This window comes from Qipengyuania marisflavi (assembly GCF_005884405.1).
GTDB lineage: Bacteria > Pseudomonadota > Alphaproteobacteria > Sphingomonadales > Sphingomonadaceae > Qipengyuania > Qipengyuania marisflavi.
Genome location: NZ_VCAO01000001.1, coordinates 86,423 through 104,508 on the forward strand (window position 1 = coordinate 86,423; position 18,086 = coordinate 104,508).

Annotated in this window: 14 protein-coding genes; 10 read left to right on the plus strand and 4 right to left on the minus strand. The window is 62.5% G+C overall.

Translation table 11 applies throughout. The features are described 5' to 3' along the window. The first annotated feature begins 36 nt into the window (after positions 1 to 36). Positions 37 to 1,545, plus strand: a complete 1,509-nt coding sequence (locus FEV51_RS00450; RefSeq protein ID WP_246034379.1) for a phospholipase D-like domain-containing protein — start codon at positions 37 to 39, stop codon at positions 1,543 to 1,545. Continuing rightward, positions 1,542 to 2,150 carry a GTP cyclohydrolase I FolE gene (folE, locus tag FEV51_RS00455; protein ID WP_138615278.1) on the plus strand — a complete coding sequence of 203 codons (609 nt, stop codon included), beginning with the start codon at positions 1,542 to 1,544 and terminating at the stop codon, positions 2,148 to 2,150. Before FEV51_RS00450 ends, folE begins: the two co-directional genes overlap by 4 nt. A 17-nt stretch (positions 2,151 to 2,167) precedes the next feature. On the opposite strand, the gene FEV51_RS00460 is transcribed toward folE, so the two are convergent. Both FEV51_RS00460 and FEV51_RS00465 read right to left on the minus strand, forming a co-directional pair. Next, the gene (locus FEV51_RS00460) at positions 2,168 to 2,443 is read right to left on the minus strand and encodes a hypothetical protein (RefSeq protein ID WP_138615279.1); all 276 of its coding nucleotides are present in this window, start codon (positions 2,441 to 2,443) and stop codon (positions 2,168 to 2,170) included. Positions 2,444 to 2,514: 71 nt separating this feature from the next. Next, entirely contained in the window at positions 2,515 to 2,994 is a 480-nt protein-coding gene (locus FEV51_RS00465; protein ID WP_138615280.1) for a peroxiredoxin, read from the minus strand. A 222-nt stretch (positions 2,995 to 3,216) separates the two neighbouring features. On the opposite strand from FEV51_RS00465, the gene ahcY reads away from it, so the two are divergent. The 8 genes from ahcY to trxA all read left to right on the plus strand — a co-directional run bounded on the left by ahcY (position 3,217) and on the right by trxA (position 16,055). Further along, positions 3,217 to 4,626 carry an adenosylhomocysteinase gene (ahcY, locus tag FEV51_RS00470; protein ID WP_138615281.1) on the plus strand — a complete coding sequence of 470 codons (1,410 nt, stop codon included), beginning with the start codon at positions 3,217 to 3,219 and terminating at the stop codon, positions 4,624 to 4,626. A gap of 94 nt (positions 4,627 to 4,720) precedes the next feature. Beyond that, positions 4,721 to 7,063, plus strand: a complete 2,343-nt coding sequence (locus FEV51_RS00475) for a sensor histidine kinase (protein ID WP_138615282.1) — start codon at positions 4,721 to 4,723, stop codon at positions 7,061 to 7,063. Beyond that, positions 7,060 to 7,494 carry a tRNA (adenosine(37)-N6)-threonylcarbamoyltransferase complex ATPase subunit type 1 TsaE gene (tsaE, locus tag FEV51_RS00480; RefSeq protein ID WP_138615283.1) on the plus strand — a complete coding sequence of 145 codons (435 nt, stop codon included), beginning with the start codon at positions 7,060 to 7,062 and terminating at the stop codon, positions 7,492 to 7,494. Before FEV51_RS00475 ends, tsaE begins: the two co-directional genes overlap by 4 nt. Then, on the plus strand, positions 7,494 to 8,483 hold the full coding sequence (locus FEV51_RS00485; RefSeq protein WP_138615284.1) for an aminoglycoside phosphotransferase family protein: 990 nt from the start codon (positions 7,494 to 7,496) through the stop codon (positions 8,481 to 8,483). Before tsaE ends, FEV51_RS00485 begins: the two co-directional genes overlap by 1 nt. Then, positions 8,480 to 9,202 carry a nucleotidyltransferase family protein gene (locus FEV51_RS00490; protein ID WP_171032993.1) on the plus strand — a complete coding sequence of 241 codons (723 nt, stop codon included), beginning with the start codon at positions 8,480 to 8,482 and terminating at the stop codon, positions 9,200 to 9,202. The genes FEV51_RS00485 and FEV51_RS00490 overlap by 4 nt, the downstream gene beginning before the upstream one ends. Continuing rightward, a complete protein-coding gene (gene addB / locus FEV51_RS00495) occupies positions 9,195 to 12,209 on the plus strand; it encodes a double-strand break repair protein AddB (protein WP_138615285.1) in 3,015 nt (1,004 codons plus the stop codon). The genes FEV51_RS00490 and addB overlap by 8 nt, the downstream gene beginning before the upstream one ends. Continuing rightward, positions 12,206 to 15,685 carry a double-strand break repair helicase AddA gene (gene addA, locus FEV51_RS00500; protein ID WP_138615286.1) on the plus strand — a complete coding sequence of 1,160 codons (3,480 nt, stop codon included), beginning with the start codon at positions 12,206 to 12,208 and terminating at the stop codon, positions 15,683 to 15,685. Before addB ends, addA begins: the two co-directional genes overlap by 4 nt. A 49-nt stretch (positions 15,686 to 15,734) precedes the next feature. Further along, complete coding sequence (gene trxA / locus FEV51_RS00505) at positions 15,735 to 16,055, plus strand: thioredoxin (RefSeq protein WP_138615287.1); 321 nt, start codon at positions 15,735 to 15,737, stop codon at positions 16,053 to 16,055. Here trxA and FEV51_RS00510 read toward each other — a convergent pair. Together FEV51_RS00510 and argJ are read right to left on the minus strand one after the other, a co-directional pair. Then, a complete protein-coding gene (locus FEV51_RS00510) occupies positions 16,052 to 16,831 on the minus strand; it encodes an inositol monophosphatase family protein (RefSeq protein ID WP_138616277.1) in 780 nt (259 codons plus the stop codon). The genes trxA and FEV51_RS00510 overlap by 4 nt on opposite strands. 23 nt (positions 16,832 to 16,854) lie before the next feature. Continuing rightward, the gene (gene argJ, locus FEV51_RS00515) at positions 16,855 to 18,081 is read right to left on the minus strand and encodes a bifunctional glutamate N-acetyltransferase/amino-acid acetyltransferase ArgJ (protein WP_138616275.1); all 1,227 of its coding nucleotides are present in this window, start codon (positions 18,079 to 18,081) and stop codon (positions 16,855 to 16,857) included. Positions 18,082 to 18,086 lie beyond the last annotated feature (5 nt).

The following is an 18,086-nucleotide window of genomic DNA, read 5'->3' on the forward strand; positions in this document are numbered from 1 at the left end:
AATTAAGACTTGAGTGACAATGAAGACCCGCGATGCGTGTCGCGTCTCGACCCGAGTGAAGAGCCAGGCGTATGGCGCTTTGCCCGGGCCACGCGGGCGCGCGTGGTCATCGATGGCGAGGATTATTTCGCTTGTATGCAGCAGGCCATGCTGCGTACCCAGAAGCGGATCTTACTGGTCGGCTGGGATTTCGATACCCGCATCCATCTGGGGCAAGGCCGCAAGTGGTGGCAGCGCAGTTACCGCAATGATCATCCTGCGCGGCTGGGCAGCTTCTTCGCGTGGCTGGTGCGGCATCGTCCGGGGCTGGATATCCGCATCCTCAAATGGAGCTATGGCCTGCTGACGTTTTTCAAACGCGGCGCCATGTGGATCGATGTGATCCGCTGGATGATCCACAGCCGCATAACGTTCAAATTCGATACAGCGCATCCGGTTGCCTGCAGCCACCATCAAAAAATCGTAGTGCTGGATGACCGCATGGCAGTGTGCGGCGGCATCGACATGACCGATGGCCGCTGGGATACGCGTGAGCATGTAGAAGACGACCCCAAGCGCAAGAGCCCCTGGGGAATTGCCTATGGCCCGTGGCACGATGCCTCGATGATGATGGAGGGCGATATTGCATTGGCCTTGTCCGAACTGTGCCAGGATCGCTGGATCCGGGCAGGTGGCGAGCCGCTGGAGCAAATTGAGCCGCCCGAGGAAAGCCCGTGGCCTGAAGGGCTGGAAGCGCATTTCAAGAATGTCGAAATCGGGATTGCCCGGACCCGCGCGAAGTTCCGCGAGTGGGACGGCGTCGATGAAATCGAACAGCTCTATGTCCAGCATATCAAGCGCGCCAAGCGGCTGATCTATGCCGAAAGCCAGTATTTCGCATCACGTGTGGTGGCCGAAGCCATCCTCTCGCGTGTGCAAGAAGACGATCCGCCCGAAATCGTGGTGGTCCATCCCGCCCATGCCGATGGCTGGCTGGAGATGCAGGCCATGGACCATGCTCGTGCCGAACTGGTCCGGTGCATCGAAGAGGCTGATCACAAGGGACGGTTTAGCATCTGGAACCCGTTTACCGGCGAGACAGCAATCTATGTCCACGCCAAGATCATGATCGTCGATGACGAGATATTGCGCATCGGGTCGGCCAATCTCAACAACCGTTCAATGGGCCTCGACAGCGAATGCGACGTGTTCATTGATGCTGCGCGTGAGGGCAATGGACACGCGGCGGAGGAAATCGGCAAGCTGCGCCATTCGCTGCTGGGCGAGCATTGCGGGTTGGATTACGATGACGTGCCGGAGATGCTCGAACGGTTTGGTTCGATGGCGACGATGATCGACCATTCGCAGGAGGATCAGTCCCGGCGGCTGGTCCGCTACCACCCGCCAGACCTCAACGACGCGGAAGAGAATCTGGCGGAGTCGCAGTTTCTCGACCCCGAAAGCCCCGACGAGATGTTCGAGCCATTTGCCAAAGGCGGTCTATTCCGCAAAGGATCGCGTCTGGACAATATCCGCAGACGCATGACGAGGAATTCGCAAGGATGAGCAGCCTGGCAGGACCAGACGAAGACGATCCCCGCGGCAAACCGCCGGTGCCCGAGGAAGTGCAGGATGCAATTCGCACGCTGATCCGCTGGACTGGCGATGATCCGGAACGTGAGGGCCTGCTCGATACGCCGGCCCGCGTTGCGCGTGCGTGGAAGGAATATTGCCTCGGTTATAAAGAAGACCCGGCGCATCACCTCAGCCGTATTTTCGAGGAGGTTGGCGGCTATAACGAGATCGTCCTGCTCAAGGATATTCCGTTCCAGTCGCATTGCGAGCATCATATGGCGCCGATCATCGGCAAGGCTGCGATTGCCTATCTGCCGACCGACCGCGTCGTGGGGATTTCCAAGCTGGCCCGCGTATTGCACGGCTTTGCGCGGCGGTTACAGGTTCAGGAACGCCTGACCGCAGAGGTCGCGGATTGCATTTGGGACCATCTCAAACCGCAAGGCGTCGCGGTGGTTATCGAGGCATCACACGCCTGCATGACCGCGCGCGGCGTCCGCACGCCTGGTGTGGCCATGACCACCAGCCGGATGATGGGGACATTTCTGGAAGACTCCCGCAGCCGTGAAGAAGTTCTCAAGCTGATGGGATATTGAAGCGGGCCTGACGCCGCTTAACCAAACAATCTTTCGAAAAAGCCGGGCCGCTTGCGCCGGGGTGCGGTTTCACCGGCCAGCGTATAGAGATAATTGCCCAGCAGCACCGCCTGCTCCTTGCTCAGGAAATAGCGATATTCGCGGACATCTTCGGCATCGTCGGGGCGTTTGCTGGCACTTTGCAGTTTAAGCGCGACACGTTCGCCCGCAGGATCGGCAGTCCACCCCAGCAGGATACCGAAATCCTGGTCTGCGGCGCCGGGAGTGCGCGGTTCTGGATCGCTGCGTGCCATATCCAAAAGACTGCGCCCCGCATTGCGAGTCGGGCAAGGCGGGGCGCTGGTTTTTCCGCAGTTATGTGCGTTTAAAGTTGGCCGAGCAGATGCTCTGCGCTGGACACCGAGAAGCCGCCTGGTTCTTCGACGTTCAGCTCTTTCACGACACCGTTTTCGACAATCATCGAATAACGTTGCGCACGCTTGCCCATTCCAAAACCCGAAAAGTCGGCAGCCAATCCCACTGCCTCGGCAAAATCGGCATTGCCGTCTGCGAGCATGGTGACATCATCGGATCCGGCGGCTTCTTTCCACGCGCCCATCACGAATGCGTCATTGACCGATGTGGCGACAATTTCGTCCACGCCCTTGCCTTTAAGCTCGGCAGCCTTGTCGACATAGCCGGGCAGGTGGCGGGCGGAGCACGTGGGCGTAAATGCCCCGGGTACAGAGAACAGCGCAACGGTCTTGTCCTTGAAATATTCGCTGGACTGGACCTGTTCTGGTCCGCCCTCGGTCACTTTGACCAGCTTAACGTCGGGTAGTGTGTCGCCCACCGAAATTGTCATCTTGAAACTCCTGAATGATCCCGTCCTGTGCCCCCGATGTAAGGGGCAGCAGGCACAACGCAAGCCGTGGGCGTTTCGCAAGCAGGAAAACCGCTTCCGGTGGTACGGGTGTGGCAGTTGCCTTCTCACCCATGAAACGCTAGGGGCGGCGCCGAATACGGCGTCGCCTTATTTCGCGCGCGCGCCGCGCCTGTTTATCTCCCCCCGGACAAGGACTACCCCGTGACCGAATTTACCGACTACGTCGTCAAAGACATTGCGCTTGCCGATTTTGGCCGCGCCGAAATTGATATTGCCGAAATCGAAATGCCGGGCCTGATGGCTCTGCGCGAGGAATATGGCGCTGCACAGCCGCTCAAGGGTGCGCGGATCACCGGTTCGCTGCACATGACGATCCAGACCGCAGTGCTGATCGAAACACTGACGGCGCTGGGCGCCGAAGTGCGCTGGGCAACCTGCAACATCTTCTCGACCCAGGATCACGCTGCTGCGGCCATCGCGGCCAGCGACATTCCCGTATTTGCTATCAAGGGTGAAAGCCTGGCCGATTATTGGGACTATGTCGGCAAGATTTTCGACTGGTCGACCGAAGACGACGCCGATCGCACCAGCAACATCATTCTGGATGATGGCGGCGATGCGACCATGTTCGCGCTGTGGGGCGCACGCATCGAAGCGGGCGAAGAAATGCCCGAGCCGGCCAATGCCGAGGAAGTGGAATTCCAGCGCGCGCTCAAGGCGTTCATCAAGGCCAAGCCGGGCTATCTGACCAAGTCGGTTGAAAACATTGTTGGCGTTTCGGAAGAAACCACCACCGGCGTCCATCGCCTTTACCAGCTGGCCAAGCAGGGCAAGCTGCCTTTCCCCGCGATCAATGTGAACGACAGCGTGACCAAGTCGAAGTTCGACAATCTTTACGGCTGCCGCGAATCACTGGTCGACGCGATCCGCCGCGCGACCGACGTGATGCTTTCGGGCAAGGTCGCCTGCGTCGCCGGTTTCGGCGATGTCGGCAAGGGCAGCGCGCAGAGCCTCCGCAACGGCGGCGCCCGCGTGCTGGTGACCGAAATCGATCCGATTTGCGCGCTTCAGGCCGCAATGGACGGCTTTGAAGTTGTGACGATGGAAGAAGCGGTCGGCATTGCCGACATCTTCTGCACCGCCACCGGCAATGAACACGTCATCACCGCCGAGCACATGAAGGCGATGAAGAACATGGCCATCGTCTGCAACATCGGCCATTTCGACAGCGAAATTCAGATTTCGGCGCTCGACAATTACGAATGGAATGAACTCAAGCCGGGCACCGATCTGGTCAAGTTCCCCGACGGCAAGCAGGTTATCGTGCTGGGCATGGGCCGCCTGGTCAATCTGGCGTGTGCCACCGGCCATCCCAGCTTTGTGATGAGCTTCAGCTTCACCAACCAGACGCTGGCTCAGATCGAGCTGTGGACCAAGGGCGAAGAGTACAAGAACGACGTTTACGTCCTTCCCAAGCACCTCGACGAAAAGGTCGCGGCGCTGCATCTCGACAAGCTGGGCGTTAAGCTGACCAAGCTGAACAAGGTGCAGGCCGATTACATCGGTGTGCCGGTCGAAGGCCCCTACAAGCCTGAACATTACCGGTATTGATCCGGAGCTTGCCGGTACTCTGGCGAGCAATTGAACAGTCGAAAGCGGCGGCGAGGCATTGCATCGCCGCCGCTTGCCGCATAGCTGGCAAGTGATGGAAAACTCACCCGCCCTGCTTGCGACCATTGGACTGCTGCTGGCGCTGTGGACCGCCGGTGCCGTGTGGGCGATGCTGCGCGCCAGCAACCGCACGCAGAAGGCAGAGGGCAGCCGCAAGGCGGTGGTCCGCCTGTCCCGCATGATCGAGGAAGCGCCTGCGATCCCGCTGCTGGTCCGCAGCGACGGACGGATCGAGGCGCCGGATCGGCTGGCCCGCTGGTTCGGGCTGGAAAAAGTGCCCGAATATCTCAGCGAACTGGCCGGTAATGACGAGAGCGGCCTGAGCGAAGAGCAGACCGACGAGCTGACCCGGCAGGTGCGCCGCACGCAAAAGACCGCCAAACCGTTCCGTATGGCAGTGGTCCCTCCAGGTTCGAGCCGGGCGCTCGCCTTGCAGGGCACGCTCGCCGATCCTTCAGTCTCACCTTCTGGTGCGGCACTGGTGTGGGTGTTCGATTTCACCGAAAGCGAAGGCGAGCTGTCGAAGCTGCGCGAAGAAGCCGCCCGGTCGCGCGATGATTTCGGGGCGCTGGTGGGCCTGATCGAAGCCGCGCCGATGCCGATGTGGTTTCGCGGCGCGGATATGCACTTGCGGCTGGTGAACCGCGCCTATGTCGAAGCGGTAGGTGCGGAAAGCGCCGACAAGGTGGTCGCCGACCAGATTGAGCTGGTCGAAACCGTCGGCGGCAAGACCGCTGCGCAAGTCGCCCAACAAGCCGCAGACCGCCGCCAACCGATCGAGCGCATCCTGAGCGCCACTATCGACAATGCTCGGCGCACTGTTCGCGTTACTGATCTGCCATTGGTGGGCGAGGGGATCGCCGGATACGCGGTCGATATCGAGGAAATGGAAGAACAGGCGCGCGAATTCCGGGCCTTCCGCGAAGCGCAGCGCTCAATGCTCGATCAACTTTCCATTGGTGTCGCGCAATTCGATTCGCAGCACCGCATGACCTTTGCCAATCAGCCGTTCCACCGGGTGTTTTCGTTGCCGCCGGGCATGGTCAATGATCGCACCACATTCGAACAGATGCTGATGGTCGCACGTGAAAACGGGCGCATTCCCGAGCTTCGCGACTTCCCGGCGTGGCGCAAGGAGCTGGGCGAGTGGTTTCTGGCGGACGAGCCGCATGAAGAGGCCTGGCCGCTATCCGACGGCACACATCTTCGCATTGTCGCGCAGCCGCTGCCCGATGGCGGGCTGGTGCTGATTGCCGAGGACCGGACCGAACAACTCGCGCTTTCCGCCACACGCGACACGCTGCTGCGCACGCGCACAGCGTCGTTTGACAGTTTGTTCGAAGCTTTGGCCGTATTTGCGCCAGATGGTCATCTTGAACTATGGAACCGCGGTTTTGCAGGGGCTTGGGGCATTGATCCAGAAGTTCTCGACGGACATCCACAGGCCGAGGATCTGCTTGAAGCGATTGCCGGAAACCTTGCCGATCCAAAGGCGATCACCGGGGTCAATCACGTCATCCGCTCTGCCACGCTGGATCGCAAGAAACGCGAAGGCAGTGTCGAGCTTGCCGATGGCCGCACTCTCGATTTTGCGGGCGTGCCGCTGCCCGATGGTAATGGCTTGCTGACCGTGCTCGATGTGACCGCCTCACGGCAGGCCGAAGAGGCCCTGCGCGAACGCAATCGCGCACTTGAGGAGGCCGACGCGGTGATGACCCGCTTCCTCGCCAGCATGAGCTATGAATTCCGCACCCCGCTCACCTCAATTGGCGGCTTTGCGGAATTGCTCAGCAGCGGCGTGGCGGGCGACCTTGGCCCGCAGGCGCGCGAATATGTGCAGGCGATTTCGCTGTCGGTCGGCAAGCTGACCGAACAGGTCGAAAATGTGCTCGATCTCTCGCAATCCGAAGCTGGGTTGATGCCACTATCGAAGGTCAAGCTGGAGCTGATGCCCTTCGTCACCGAGATCGTCCGTAATCGTGAGGCGGTTATTCTGGAAGCTGGCCTGTCGCTGGACCTGAAAGGCGATGCTGGCAAAATCGTTCAGGCCGACAAGCAGCAATTGCGCCGGGCGCTGGGCCATTTGTTGGACAATGCCATTGCCGCCACCCCGCGCGGTGGGAAGATCCTGATCGACATCGGCCGCAAGCGGGATACGACACGCATCGTGGTGTCCGATAACGGTCAGGGTATGAGCAAACATGAACTGGCCCGCGCGGTGGAAGGTATCCGCATGAGCGCCGACGGCAAGGGGATTGAGCGCCGTCAGGGCCTTGGCATCCCGCTCGCGCGGCAATTGGTCGAGGCACATGGCGGGACGCTTGAAATCGTCAGCCGCAAGAATGCCGGCACCACTGCGACTGTCACCTTGCCGTGACCATCGCGCTGCCGGACCTCGCAGCGATGACGGCCTTTGGCGAGCGGATCGCACGCGTGCTGAGAGGTGGCGATGTGGTTGCTTTGACTGGCGGATTGGGCGCCGGGAAGACAACGCTGGCCCGCGCTATTCTGGCCGCGCTGGGGCATCAGGGTGAGGTGCCTTCTCCCACATTCACCATCGTCGAAACTTACGATGCGCTAAGTCCGCCAGTTGTGCACGCCGATTTCTATCGCTTGAAATCGCCAAATGAGGCGGCTGAGCTGGGCCTCGACGATTATCGCGAGGGTGCGGCCTTGATCGCCGAATGGCCCGATCATGCGGGCGGCTTCGCAGATGAGCCAGCCTGCCTTTCAATTGCGCTGGAAACGGTGGGCGATGGGCGGCAGGCCATTGTCGAAGCCGGTCCGGATTGGCAAAGCCGCTGGTGATGACAGACGCGCTTCCAAACGACATTCACGATTTCCTTGGTGACACCGAGTGGGAGGGCGCAGAAATCGCGCCTCTGGTCGGCGATGCCTCGTTCCGCCGGTATTTTCGCCTGAAAATGGGCGGGAAAACCGCGATGCTGATGCATGCGCCGCCGCCGCACGAAGATCCAAAGCCGTTCCTGTATGTGGCGCATTGGCTGGACAGCAATGGAATGCGGGCGCCGCATATCCTTGCCGAAGACGCCGCCACGGGCTGGGCACTGATCGAAGATTTCGGCGATCAGCGGATGCGCGAATGGGTCGATGCGCACCCGCATGACGAGCACGATACCTACGCGCAGGCGATAGATGCGCTGGTGCGCCTGCACCGCCTGCCGCCGGGGCCATTTGAGCCTTACGATATGGCGGTTTACCAGCGCGAGGCGGCGCTGTTCACCGAATGGTATTGCCCGGCAATGGGGCTCACCGTCGATAATGATGGCTGGCACACTGCGTGGGAAGCCGCGCTGGGGCCAATGATGGTGCGCCAGCAGCCGGGCGTTACCGTGCTGCGCGATTACCATGCCGAGAATATCATGCTGCTCGAACCGGGCAGGCTGGCGGGGCAGCAGGGGCTGATCGATTTTCAGGACGCGCTGGTTGGGCACCCCGCCTATGATCTGGTGAGCCTGTTGCAGGATGCGCGGCGCGAAGTGTCGCAGCAATTGGAGCATGATATGCTTTGCCGTTACCGCGCCGCTGCGCAGCCGGGTGAGCATTTCGAGGCTGATTATGCCCGCCTTGGTGCCCAGCGGAATGCCAAGATTGTTGGCATCTTCACCCGCCTGTGGAAGCGCGACGGCAAGGCCCGTTATCTCGGCATGATCCCGCGTGTGTGGCAGGCGATGGAGCGCGATCTGGCGCATGCGGCGATGGCACCGGTTGCAGACTGGTTTGCGGCCAATATCCCGCAGGAATTGCGCGCTGCACATGGAGGAAAAATCCAGTGAGCAAGCTCGCTTCCGATACCGCGATGCTGATGGCGGCGGGGCTGGGCAAGCGGATGCGCCCGTTGACCGCCAGCCAGCCCAAGCCGTTGGTACGGGTGGCGGGGCAGCCGCTGATCGACCGGGCGCTTGACCGGTTGGAAGACGCCGGGATCGCGCGGGCAGTGGTCAATGTCCATTATCTCGCCGATGCGATCGAAGCGCACATCGGCCCGCGCAAAGCGCCAAAGGTGACATTCTCTGACGAGCGTGAGCTGCTGCTGGAAACCGGCGGCGGGATGGTCAAGGCGCAGGGTGCCGGGCTGCTTCCCGACCCCGTGTTCGCCTGCAATGCGGACAGTATCTGGCTGGATGGTCCGCGCAATGCCTTTGCCGATCTCTCCTCGCAGTGGGATGTGGGCAAGATGGACGCGCTGCTGCTGGTGGTCAGCCATGTGCAGGCGTTCAATTTCGACGGCACAGGCGATTTCTATATGGACCCGGCAGGCCAGCTGACCCGCAAATTGCCCGGACGCATCGCACCATTTATCTACACCGGCATCCAGTTGGTATCGCACCGCCTTTTGCGCGATGCGCCGGAGGGCAAATTTTCCACCAATGTGCTGTGGGACCGCGCAATTGCAGAAGGGCGGCTCTACGGCGTCGCCTTCACCGGGCAATGGTACGAAGTTGGCACTCCGGCACATATTGGCCCGACCGAGGAGGCGCTGCGGGGTGGCTAACGCTCCGCGGGTCTATTCCATCGCCGCGCACCGCGGATTCGCCGATGCGCTGGTAGCCGGGCTGGTCCCGCGTTACGGTGATGGCGAGCTTGGATTGGCCCGCCTCACTCTGCTGCTCCCCAGCAGCCGCGCCCGACGCGCGATCAGTGAAGCCTTTATTCGCCACATGGGCGCAGCGGGGCGCGCCGGGATGTTGATGCCGCGTATGGTGGTGGTTGGCGATCTGGATCTGGATGAAGCGCTTGGGCCGCTGCTTGACCCGCTGGGCGCGACCGACATCCCGCCCGCAGTTGATCCGCAGCGGCGCTGGTTTGCGCTCGCCCGGCTGATTTCAGAAGAACTGGGCGTCGATGCGCCCAAGGGGGCGACCCTGCTGCGGCTTGCGCGGGAAATCGGCGCGACGATGGACCGTCTGCTTGTCGAAGATGTCGCGCCTGAAGAACTCTACGGCGACAGCGTGCTCGAACTGGTCGGCGATTTGTCGGGTCACTGGCAAAGCGCGTTGCGGCTGTTCGCGCGGGTGCAGGCACGGTGGCTGGCGCAATTGCAGGAATGGGGCGCGCTGGACGCTGCTGCCAGGCGCAACCGTCTGTTCGATCATGCGGCACGGCGGTGGGAGGCTGCTCCGCCAGACGCTCCGATTGTGGCAGCTGGCGTTACCAGTGCCGCCCCGGCACTGGCGCGGTTGCTGCGCGTGGTGAGCGAATTGCCGCAGGGGGCGGTTATTCTTCCCGACTTCGATCTGACGATCCCGGACGCGGTGTGGGATGAGTTGGGGCGGGCGGGCAATCGGCCAACCCCCGCCGACACACCATTCGCGCGTGATGACGCGGTTACGCATCCGCAATACCATCTCAAGCTGCTGCTCAACCGCATGGGCGTGGCGCGAGCAGAAGTGCTGCCGTGGCACCGCAAGGGCCTGACCGCCGCTCCGCCAGAGCGCAGCCATGCCATCGGATCGCTGTTCCTGCCGCCTGAGGCAAGCAAGATCTGGGTGGAATTGCCTCCTGAAAAGCGCCGCTTCTCCAAAGTACGAATCATGCAGGCGGCAAACCCCGAGGAAGAGGCGCAGGCGATAGCGCTGCTGGTTCGTCAGGCGCTGGAGGAACCCGAACGCCGTGTTGCGGTGGTGACGCCCGACCGGGCCTTGGCGCGGCGTGTTGTCCATCACCTCGACCGCTGGAATATTCTGGCCGACGATTCGGCGGGGCGGCCCTTGTCGCAAACCGCTGCGGGCCGGGCTTTCCTGCTGCTGGCCGAGATTATGGGAGAGGATGCTGCGCCCGTACCATTGATGGCGCTGCTGGCACACCCGTTGGTTGATGGCGGGATGGAGCGCGGGCAATGGCTGCGGCAATTGCGCAGGGTTGAGCGTGAATTGCGCGGACATCGGGTTAAGCCTGGCCTAGAACCTGTGGCAGAAATCGCTGCTAAACTCTCGCAGAATAACAGCAAAGTTGGTGAGTGGTGGACGATTACCGAGAATGTGCTGGCACCGCTCATTGCGCTCGGAGCGGCAGACAGCGCCCCGCTTGCCGACCAATTGGATGCATTGGCCGCAGCGGGAGAGGCGCTGTGCGGCGAAAAATTGTGGGCGCGCGAGGATGGCCGCGCGCTGGCGCAATTTATCGAGGATATGCGCCTGCACGCCCGCGAGGCCGGGTTTGCATTGCCGCCAGCAGACATCGCCAATGCATTGGCGGAGGCGATGGACAGCATCGCGGTGCGCCCGCCCTATGGCGGCCATGCGCGGATGCAGATCCTTGGCCTGCTCGAATCGCGCATGACCCGCGCTGAGCTGGTGATCTGTGCAGGTTTGAACGAGGGCATTTGGCCCGCACGCGGCAGCGTCGATGCCTTGCTGGCCGCGCCGGTCTTGCGGACGCTGGGCGTGCCGGGGTCGGATTTCCGCATCGGCTTGTCGGCACACGATCTGGCGGGCGCATTGGGCGCTCCCGAAGTGGTGTTGAGCCGGGCGGCGCGCGATGAAAGCGGACCGGCCATCCCTTCGCGCTTCCTGCTGCGCGTGCAGGCTCTGCTGGGTGAGCTGTTGCCGCGCCATGAGGAGACGCGCGCGATCGCATTGGCCCGCGCAATGATCCGTGCGCCCGAAGCTGCGCCCTATCCCCGGCCGCATCCGATGCCGAGCGCTGAGCAGCGCCGTGTCGATATCAGCGCCACCGCGCTCGACCGGCTGCGCGGTGATCCATACCAGTTTTACGCGTCCAATATCCTGCGCCTGTCCGATCTCGATGCGCTGGACGCCGATCCCTCGCCCGCGTGGCAGGGGCAGATTGCGCACACCATTCTTGAACGCTGGCACATCGCGCGGCGCAGCGTTGCCACTGCAACGCTCGCACCTATCATGGATGCGGTGATGGATGAGGAGAACGTCCACCCACTGATGCGTGCCCTGTGGCAGCCGCGATTGCAGGCCGCGCTCGAATGGATCGAGGATCAGGTCGACAGCAACCCGGACCGCGAAATTGCGGCGGTCGAGGCGTGGGGCGATATGCACGTCGAGGGTGTGCGAATCCATGGCCGCGCCGACCGGATCGACCGCTTGCCAGACGGCGGACTGTCGATTGTCGATTACAAGACCGGCCGCCCGCCTTCCGGTGCGATGGTCAGCCAGGGCTATGCGTTGCAGCTTGGCCTGCTGGGCATGATGGCGCGCGATGGCGGGTTCAAGGATGTGCAGGGCGAACCGACCGCGTTTGAATATTGGTCCTTGGGCAAGGCCAAGGCGGACAGCAATCCGTTTGGCTTTGGCTATGTCGAAACCCCGCTTAAAATCCCGCCCAAACGTAGCGGTATCGAACCGGAGGAATTCCTCCCGATTACCGATGGGTTTCTCAAAGGTGCGATTGCTGCCTGGATCACGGGGGAGGAGCCATTCACCGCGCGGCTCAACCCCGATTATCCCGGATATGACACCTATGACCAACTGATGCGGCTGGACGAATGGTTGCCGCGGATGGACGAGGAAGAGGAGCGGAGCGCATGAGCGGGCAGGTCTATCCGCTGCAAGGCGCCCAGCGCGACGCGGTCGATCCGCAGGAAAGCGTGTGGCTGTCGGCCAGCGCAGGGACTGGCAAAACGCAAGTTCTGTCCGCGCGGGTGCTGCGGCTGCTGCTGGAACCCGCTGGCGATCCGTCGCAGATCCTGTGCCTGACCTTTACCAAGGCCGGTGCGGCAGAGATGGCGGTGCGCGTCAATGAAGTGCTCGCCCGCTGGGTGCGGATGGGCGATGCCGATCTGGCGCGTGAGCTTGATCATCTGGGCGCACCGACCGATCCGGAAACGCGCGCGCGTGCCCGATCCCTGTTCGCAAGGGTGCTCGACTGTCCCGGCGGCGGGCTGAGGATCGACACCATCCACGCCTTTGCGCAATATTTGCTGGCAGCTTTCCCGACAGAAGCGGACATCCTGCCCGGCGCGCGGCCAATGGAGGACCGCGAACGGGACCTGCTGAGCCGCGATGTGCTGGCCAATCTGTTGGCGCAGGGCGATCCCGGCATTCTGGCCGCTGTGTCAGAACTCAGCCGCAGCAAAGGCCCCGATGCGGTGCGCGACTGGCTGATGCGCTGCGCCGGGTACATGGACCTGTGGCAAGGCCCGGCGGCGTGGCAGCCGCCAATGCGCCAGCGTGTTCACCAATTGCTCGGAATTCCGGCGGATGCTAACCAGGATTGGGTTGCGCAGGCGTGTTCGGACAGAGATTTTCCAGTCGCTACCCTGCGCGCTTTAATGCCTGCGCTCGATGGCTGGAAAGCGCAGAACGCTGACAAAGTGCGCGAATTCGTGCCGCACTGGCTCACTCTAGATCCCGCAGCGCGGCTGGCGGCACTGGGCGGCTTTTTCGACACGCTGCTTAAGAAAGACGGCACCCCGCGCGTGATGAAGGGTGCGGAAAAGAACGATCCTGATTTCCCCGCCAAGCAGGAAGAAATTGCCGAAGCCGTTGCGCAAATTGCCGAGCGTTTGGCTCTGCTTGATCTGGCTGGTTTCCTCGCCCCACTGCTCGAAGCCGGACGTGCCTTTGCGCTGAAATGGGACGAGGCGAAGGAGCGCGAAGGGCTGGTCGATTTCGATGACCAGATTGCCCGCGCGGCGAAGCTGCTGGCCAATTCGGACATGGCGGCGTGGATCCGCTACAAATTGGACCGCAGTTTCGACCATATTCTGGTCGATGAGGCGCAAGACACAAACCGCGCGCAATGGGATATTATCGAGGCGCTGATCGATGATTTCTTCAGCGGCGAAGGCGCGCGCGGTGACACGGTCCGCACCATCTTCACGGTTGGTGATTTCAAGCAGGCAATATTCGGCTTCCAAGGCACCAGCCCGGAAAATTTCCGCGATGCGCGCGAGCGGGTGCGCGAGAAAATGCGCCAGACTGCCGATGCCGCAGGCGAATTGCGCGGCGGACCAAAGCCCCGCAAATTGCAGGTACACGGCCTCGACCGCAGCTATCGCACTGCTGAAAGCGTCCTCGATTTTGTTGACCGTGCGGTGGCGGAGGTCGGGCCGGAAAATCTGGGGCTGGAAGACCCCTATGCGCAGCATGTCGGGCAAGCCCGGCCCGGTCTGGTCACGCTGTGGAATACGGTCCACGCCGCCAGCGATGCCGATGACGACGGCGGTGAGGGCGAACAGGAAGAGGGCTGGCTCGCCCGCCACGATCGCAAGATGGCGGACAATATCGCGCGGCAGGTAAAGGCCTGGATGGACGAAGGGTTCACGCTGGCAAAGGGTGACACCCCGCGCAACGCCGCGCCCGGCGATATCATGGTGCTGGTGCGCAAACGCCGCGAGCTGGCGGCGCTGATCGTCGCGCGGCTGCACAAACACGGCGTGCCGGTGGCCGGGGTGGACCGGCTGCGGCTGGGCAATCCACTGGCGGTTCGTGATCTGATGGCAGCGATCCGCTTTGCTGCGCAGCCGCTGGATGATCTGACGTTCGCCAATGTGCTCGTCTCGCCTTTGATCGGCTGGACGCAGGAGCAATTGCTCCAGCACGGTTATCGCGACAAGGGCGTGCGGCTGTGGGAGCATTTGCGCAAGAGCGCACACCCTGATGTCGTGGCCACGCTCGATATCTTGCGCGAAATCCTGCGCCGCGCGGATTACGACAGCCCACAGCAATTGCTGCACTGGATCCTGGTCGGCCCGATGGATGGCAGGCGGCGGCTGGTTGCCCGGCTGGGGCGCGAAGCCAATGATCCTATCGACGAGCTGCTCAATGCCGCCAACGCCTTCGCCAGCACCCATGTCGCCAGTCTGCAGGGCTTTATCCGCTGGTTCGATGCGGGTGAGGGCGAGCTGAAACGCGATGCAGGAGCGGCCGCTGATCAGGTGCGGGTGATGACCGTGCATGGTTCCAAAGGCTTGCAGGCGCCGATTGTCATTCTGGCCGATGCGGCAATCGGGCCAGACGGCGCGGGTGAGCTGACTTTGGAGGACACACCGCCCGGCGCGCTGCGCGGGCGTGCGGTTCCATTGCCGGGGTTAAGCAAACAAGAGCGGGTCGGACCGGTCCGCGATGCCGAGGCGATTGCGGCGCAGGCCGCGCTGGAGGAGCATTGGCGACTGCTCTACGTCGCGATGACACGTGCTGAAGAGGCGCTGTTTGTCGGCGGCTCTCTGGGGCCGCGCGATGCCAAGAAGGGGCCGCCCGAAGACAGCTGGTATGCGCGGCTGAAGCCGGTGTTCGATGAAGATGCGCTGGAGGACCCGCTGTGGGGATCGCGCTGGGAATGGGGCGAGCGGGCCGATCCGGTGCCGGTTCAGACGATGGCATCCTCTGGCACTTTGCCGGACCTGCCCGACTGGGCAACGACGCCAATCGGCCCGGAACCACGGCCACCGCGCCCGCTGGCTCCGTCCGGTCTGGGCGAGGCCGAGGGTAGCGATCCGCCATTACCATCCGATCAGGCAGCCATTGCGGCGAGGCGCGGGGTGTTGATCCATGCGCTGTTGGAGCGATTGCCAGCGGTGCCGACCGGCGACCGTGCTGCGCGTGCCAAGGATTGGCTGGCGCGGCAGGCTGGCGATCTCGATGAGTCTACGCGCAGCGAAATGGCGGAGCGCGCTTTGGCGGTGTTATCGGACCCTGACTTTGCTGCGATCTTTGGACCCGAGGCGCTTGCGGAAGTCCCGCTGGCCGCCAGTTTTGACGGCCATGTCGTTGCCGGCACCGCCGACCGACTTTTGGTCACAGCGGACAGTGTCACCGTGGTGGATTTCAAGACCGCAAGGCGCCCGCCAGCTGATGCCGACGGTATTCCCGAGAGCACATTGCGGCAGATGGCCGCCTATATCGCGGCGCTTGAAGTGATCTACCCAGAGCGCGCGGTGAGTGCGGCTGTGCTCTATACCCAGACACCGCAGCTGATCGCCTTGCCGCAGGCGATTATCGATCGCTACAAGGCCTCATTTGCTGCGCGGCAGGAAAGCTTTGCCCTGCCACCCGTTGAGTAGCGCATCACGCTGCCTACATTGGCGGCATAGAATTTCAGGAGAACTATCGATGTCCACGATCGCTGTAACCGACGCAGGCTTCAAAGCCGATGTGCTGGAATCCGACAAGCCTGTGCTGGTTGATTTCTGGGCCGAATGGTGCGGGCCATGCAAGATGATTGCCCCTGCGCTTGAGGAATTGAGCGACGAGATGGCGGACAGCGTCACCATTGCCAAGATGGACATCATGGGAAATCCCGGTGTTCCGGGAGAGATGGGGGTTCAGTCGATACCTTATCTGGTGGTGTTCAAAGGTGGTGAGGCCGTTGCCGAAATGCGCGGTGCTGCCCCCAAAGGTCAGCTGAAACAGTGGCTTGAAAGCGTCCTTTAAGACAAAGACTGATATCGGGTGGCCAGCGCGTTCCACAGGGCCGGGCTGGCTGCCCCGATCAGGCCTGTGCTGTCCTGCTCATCAACCCGGTAAGCTGATCCGTCCATCCGTGCGACCTTGCCGCCCGCTTCGTTGAGAAACAGCACGCCAGCGGCATGATCCCAAGCCAGCGTGCGCTCGAAAATCGACACGTCGTTCTGGCCCAGCACCAGCCGCGGATATTGCTCCGCAGCACAGCGCGGGGTGTCGACAAGCGTATAGTGCGGGGCGATGTGCGCCTTGACCTGTGTGCGCTGCTCCGGGTCCATGAAAATGACGGAGATGGCGGCGACTGGCGGCGTCGCGCCGGTGGTTTGCGCCTGGATCTGCTCGCCGTTGATATAGGCGCCCTTGCCCTGATGGGCTATGCACAGCCGTCCGGTCAGGCAGTCAAATATCCAGCCTGTATGGGCAATACCGCCACTGACCATCGCAATCAGGATCCCGAACGGCGGTTTGCCAGACGCGAAATTGTGCGTTCCGTCGATGGGATCGATGATCCAGCAATCTGACTTCAGGCGGTCCAGTACAGTCGGATCGGCATCCGCCGCCTCCTCACCGACAATCGGCAGGCCGGGAACCAATGCGGTGAGCCCTTCGGCCAGCATCACCTCAGCCTCTCGGTCGGCAATCGTCACCAGATCATCCTCGCCCTTCTGAATAATCTCATCGGCAGCGAGTGTCTGGTAACGCGGCATGATCACGCTCTGCGTGACCCGGCGCAGCAGCGCCTCCATCTCGGTGTGCAGGCGGGTGGGGGTCACGAGCGGTAGTCCGCGTTGATCGCGATGTAGCCATGCGTCAGATCGCAGGTCCACACAGTGGCGCGGCCATCGCCGATGCCCAGATCCACCTCGACCGTTATCTCCTGCCCCTCCAGATGCCGTGCGACCGGGGCTTCGTCATAATCGGCCAGCGGCTGTCCGTCACGCGCGGCCCAAATGCCGCCAAAGCCGATGGACAGCCGGTCACGGTCGGCAGGTTCCCCGGCCTTGCCCACCGCCATGACCACGCGCCCCCAATTGGCATCACCCCCGGCAATGGCGGTTTTGACCAGCGGCGAATTGGCAATCGAGAGGCCTACACGCCGCGCGCTGTCGTCGTCCGCAGCGCCAGAGACGCTCACGGCGATGAATTTCTGCGCACCTTCGCCATCGCGCACCACCAGCTGCGCAAGTTCGCGGCACACTTCCAGTAGCGCGGCATAGAACGCATCCGCACCGGCATCGTCCCATCCGGACAACAGATCATTGCTTGCCTTGCCAGTCGCAAAGGCCAGCACGGTGTCGCTGGTCGAGGTATCGCCATCCACAGTAATGCACGAAAATGTCGCGCGGTTTGCCGCCTCCAGCATCTCTTGCAGGAAGGCTGGCGCGATGGTGGCATCAGTGAAGATATAGCCCAGCATGGTGGCCATATCTGGCGCGATCATGCCGCTGCCCTTGATAATGCCCGCCAGTTCGGCACGCGTTGCGCCCAGCATGGCAGACGCGCCTGCGCCCTTTGCAAAGGTGTCGGTGGTGGCAATCGCGTCGGCTGCCGCTTCCCAGTTGCACGGCTCAGCGGTCAGCACAGCGGCGACCCCGGCGCGTGCCTTGTCCTTGGGCAGCGGCACACCGATGACGCCGGTGGAAGAGACGAACACATCGCTCGGCTGGCAACGCAGCCCCTCGGCTACTTGCGCCATGATCTGCTCGACCGCCTCACGCCCGCGGTGGCCGGTAAAGGCGTTGGAATTGCCGGCATTGACGACCAGCGCCCGCGCACTGCCCAGTATGACCTGCTCGCGTCCAAGCTCGACTTCGCTCGACGCACAGGCGCTCTTGGTGAACACCCCGCCAACTGCTGTTCCGTCTGTCAGTTCGGCAAATGTCAGATCGCAGCGATCCCAGTCCTTATAACTAGCGCGGGCCGTTCGCAGGGTGACGCCAGCGATCTGTGGCAAGTGCGGGAAGGGCCGGGCGAGGGGCGAGCGGGTGATGTCCATCCGTG

Bases quoted from the DNA above. Each gene is read 5' to 3' on its own strand.
- folE (WP_138615278.1), top strand. From the start codon at position 1,542: ATGAGCAGCCTGGCAGGACCAGACGAAGACGATCCCCGCGGCAAACCG.
- FEV51_RS00460 (WP_138615279.1), bottom strand. From the start codon at position 2,443: ATGGCACGCAGCGATCCAGAACCGCGCACTCCCGGCGCCGCAGACCAG.
- FEV51_RS00465 (WP_138615280.1), bottom strand. From the start codon at position 2,994: ATGACAATTTCGGTGGGCGACACACTACCCGACGTTAAGCTGGTCAAA.
- FEV51_RS00475 (WP_138615282.1), top strand. From the start codon at position 4,721: ATGGAAAACTCACCCGCCCTGCTTGCGACCATTGGACTGCTGCTGGCG.
- FEV51_RS00485 (WP_138615284.1), top strand. From the start codon at position 7,494: ATGACAGACGCGCTTCCAAACGACATTCACGATTTCCTTGGTGACACC.
- addA (WP_138615286.1), top strand. From the start codon at position 12,206: ATGAGCGGGCAGGTCTATCCGCTGCAAGGCGCCCAGCGCGACGCGGTC.
- trxA (WP_138615287.1), top strand. From the start codon at position 15,735: ATGTCCACGATCGCTGTAACCGACGCAGGCTTCAAAGCCGATGTGCTG.
- FEV51_RS00510 (WP_138616277.1), bottom strand. From the start codon at position 16,831: ATGGAGGCGCTGCTGCGCCGGGTCACGCAGAGCGTGATCATGCCGCGT.
- argJ (WP_138616275.1), bottom strand. From the start codon at position 18,081: ATGGACATCACCCGCTCGCCCCTCGCCCGGCCCTTCCCGCACTTGCCA.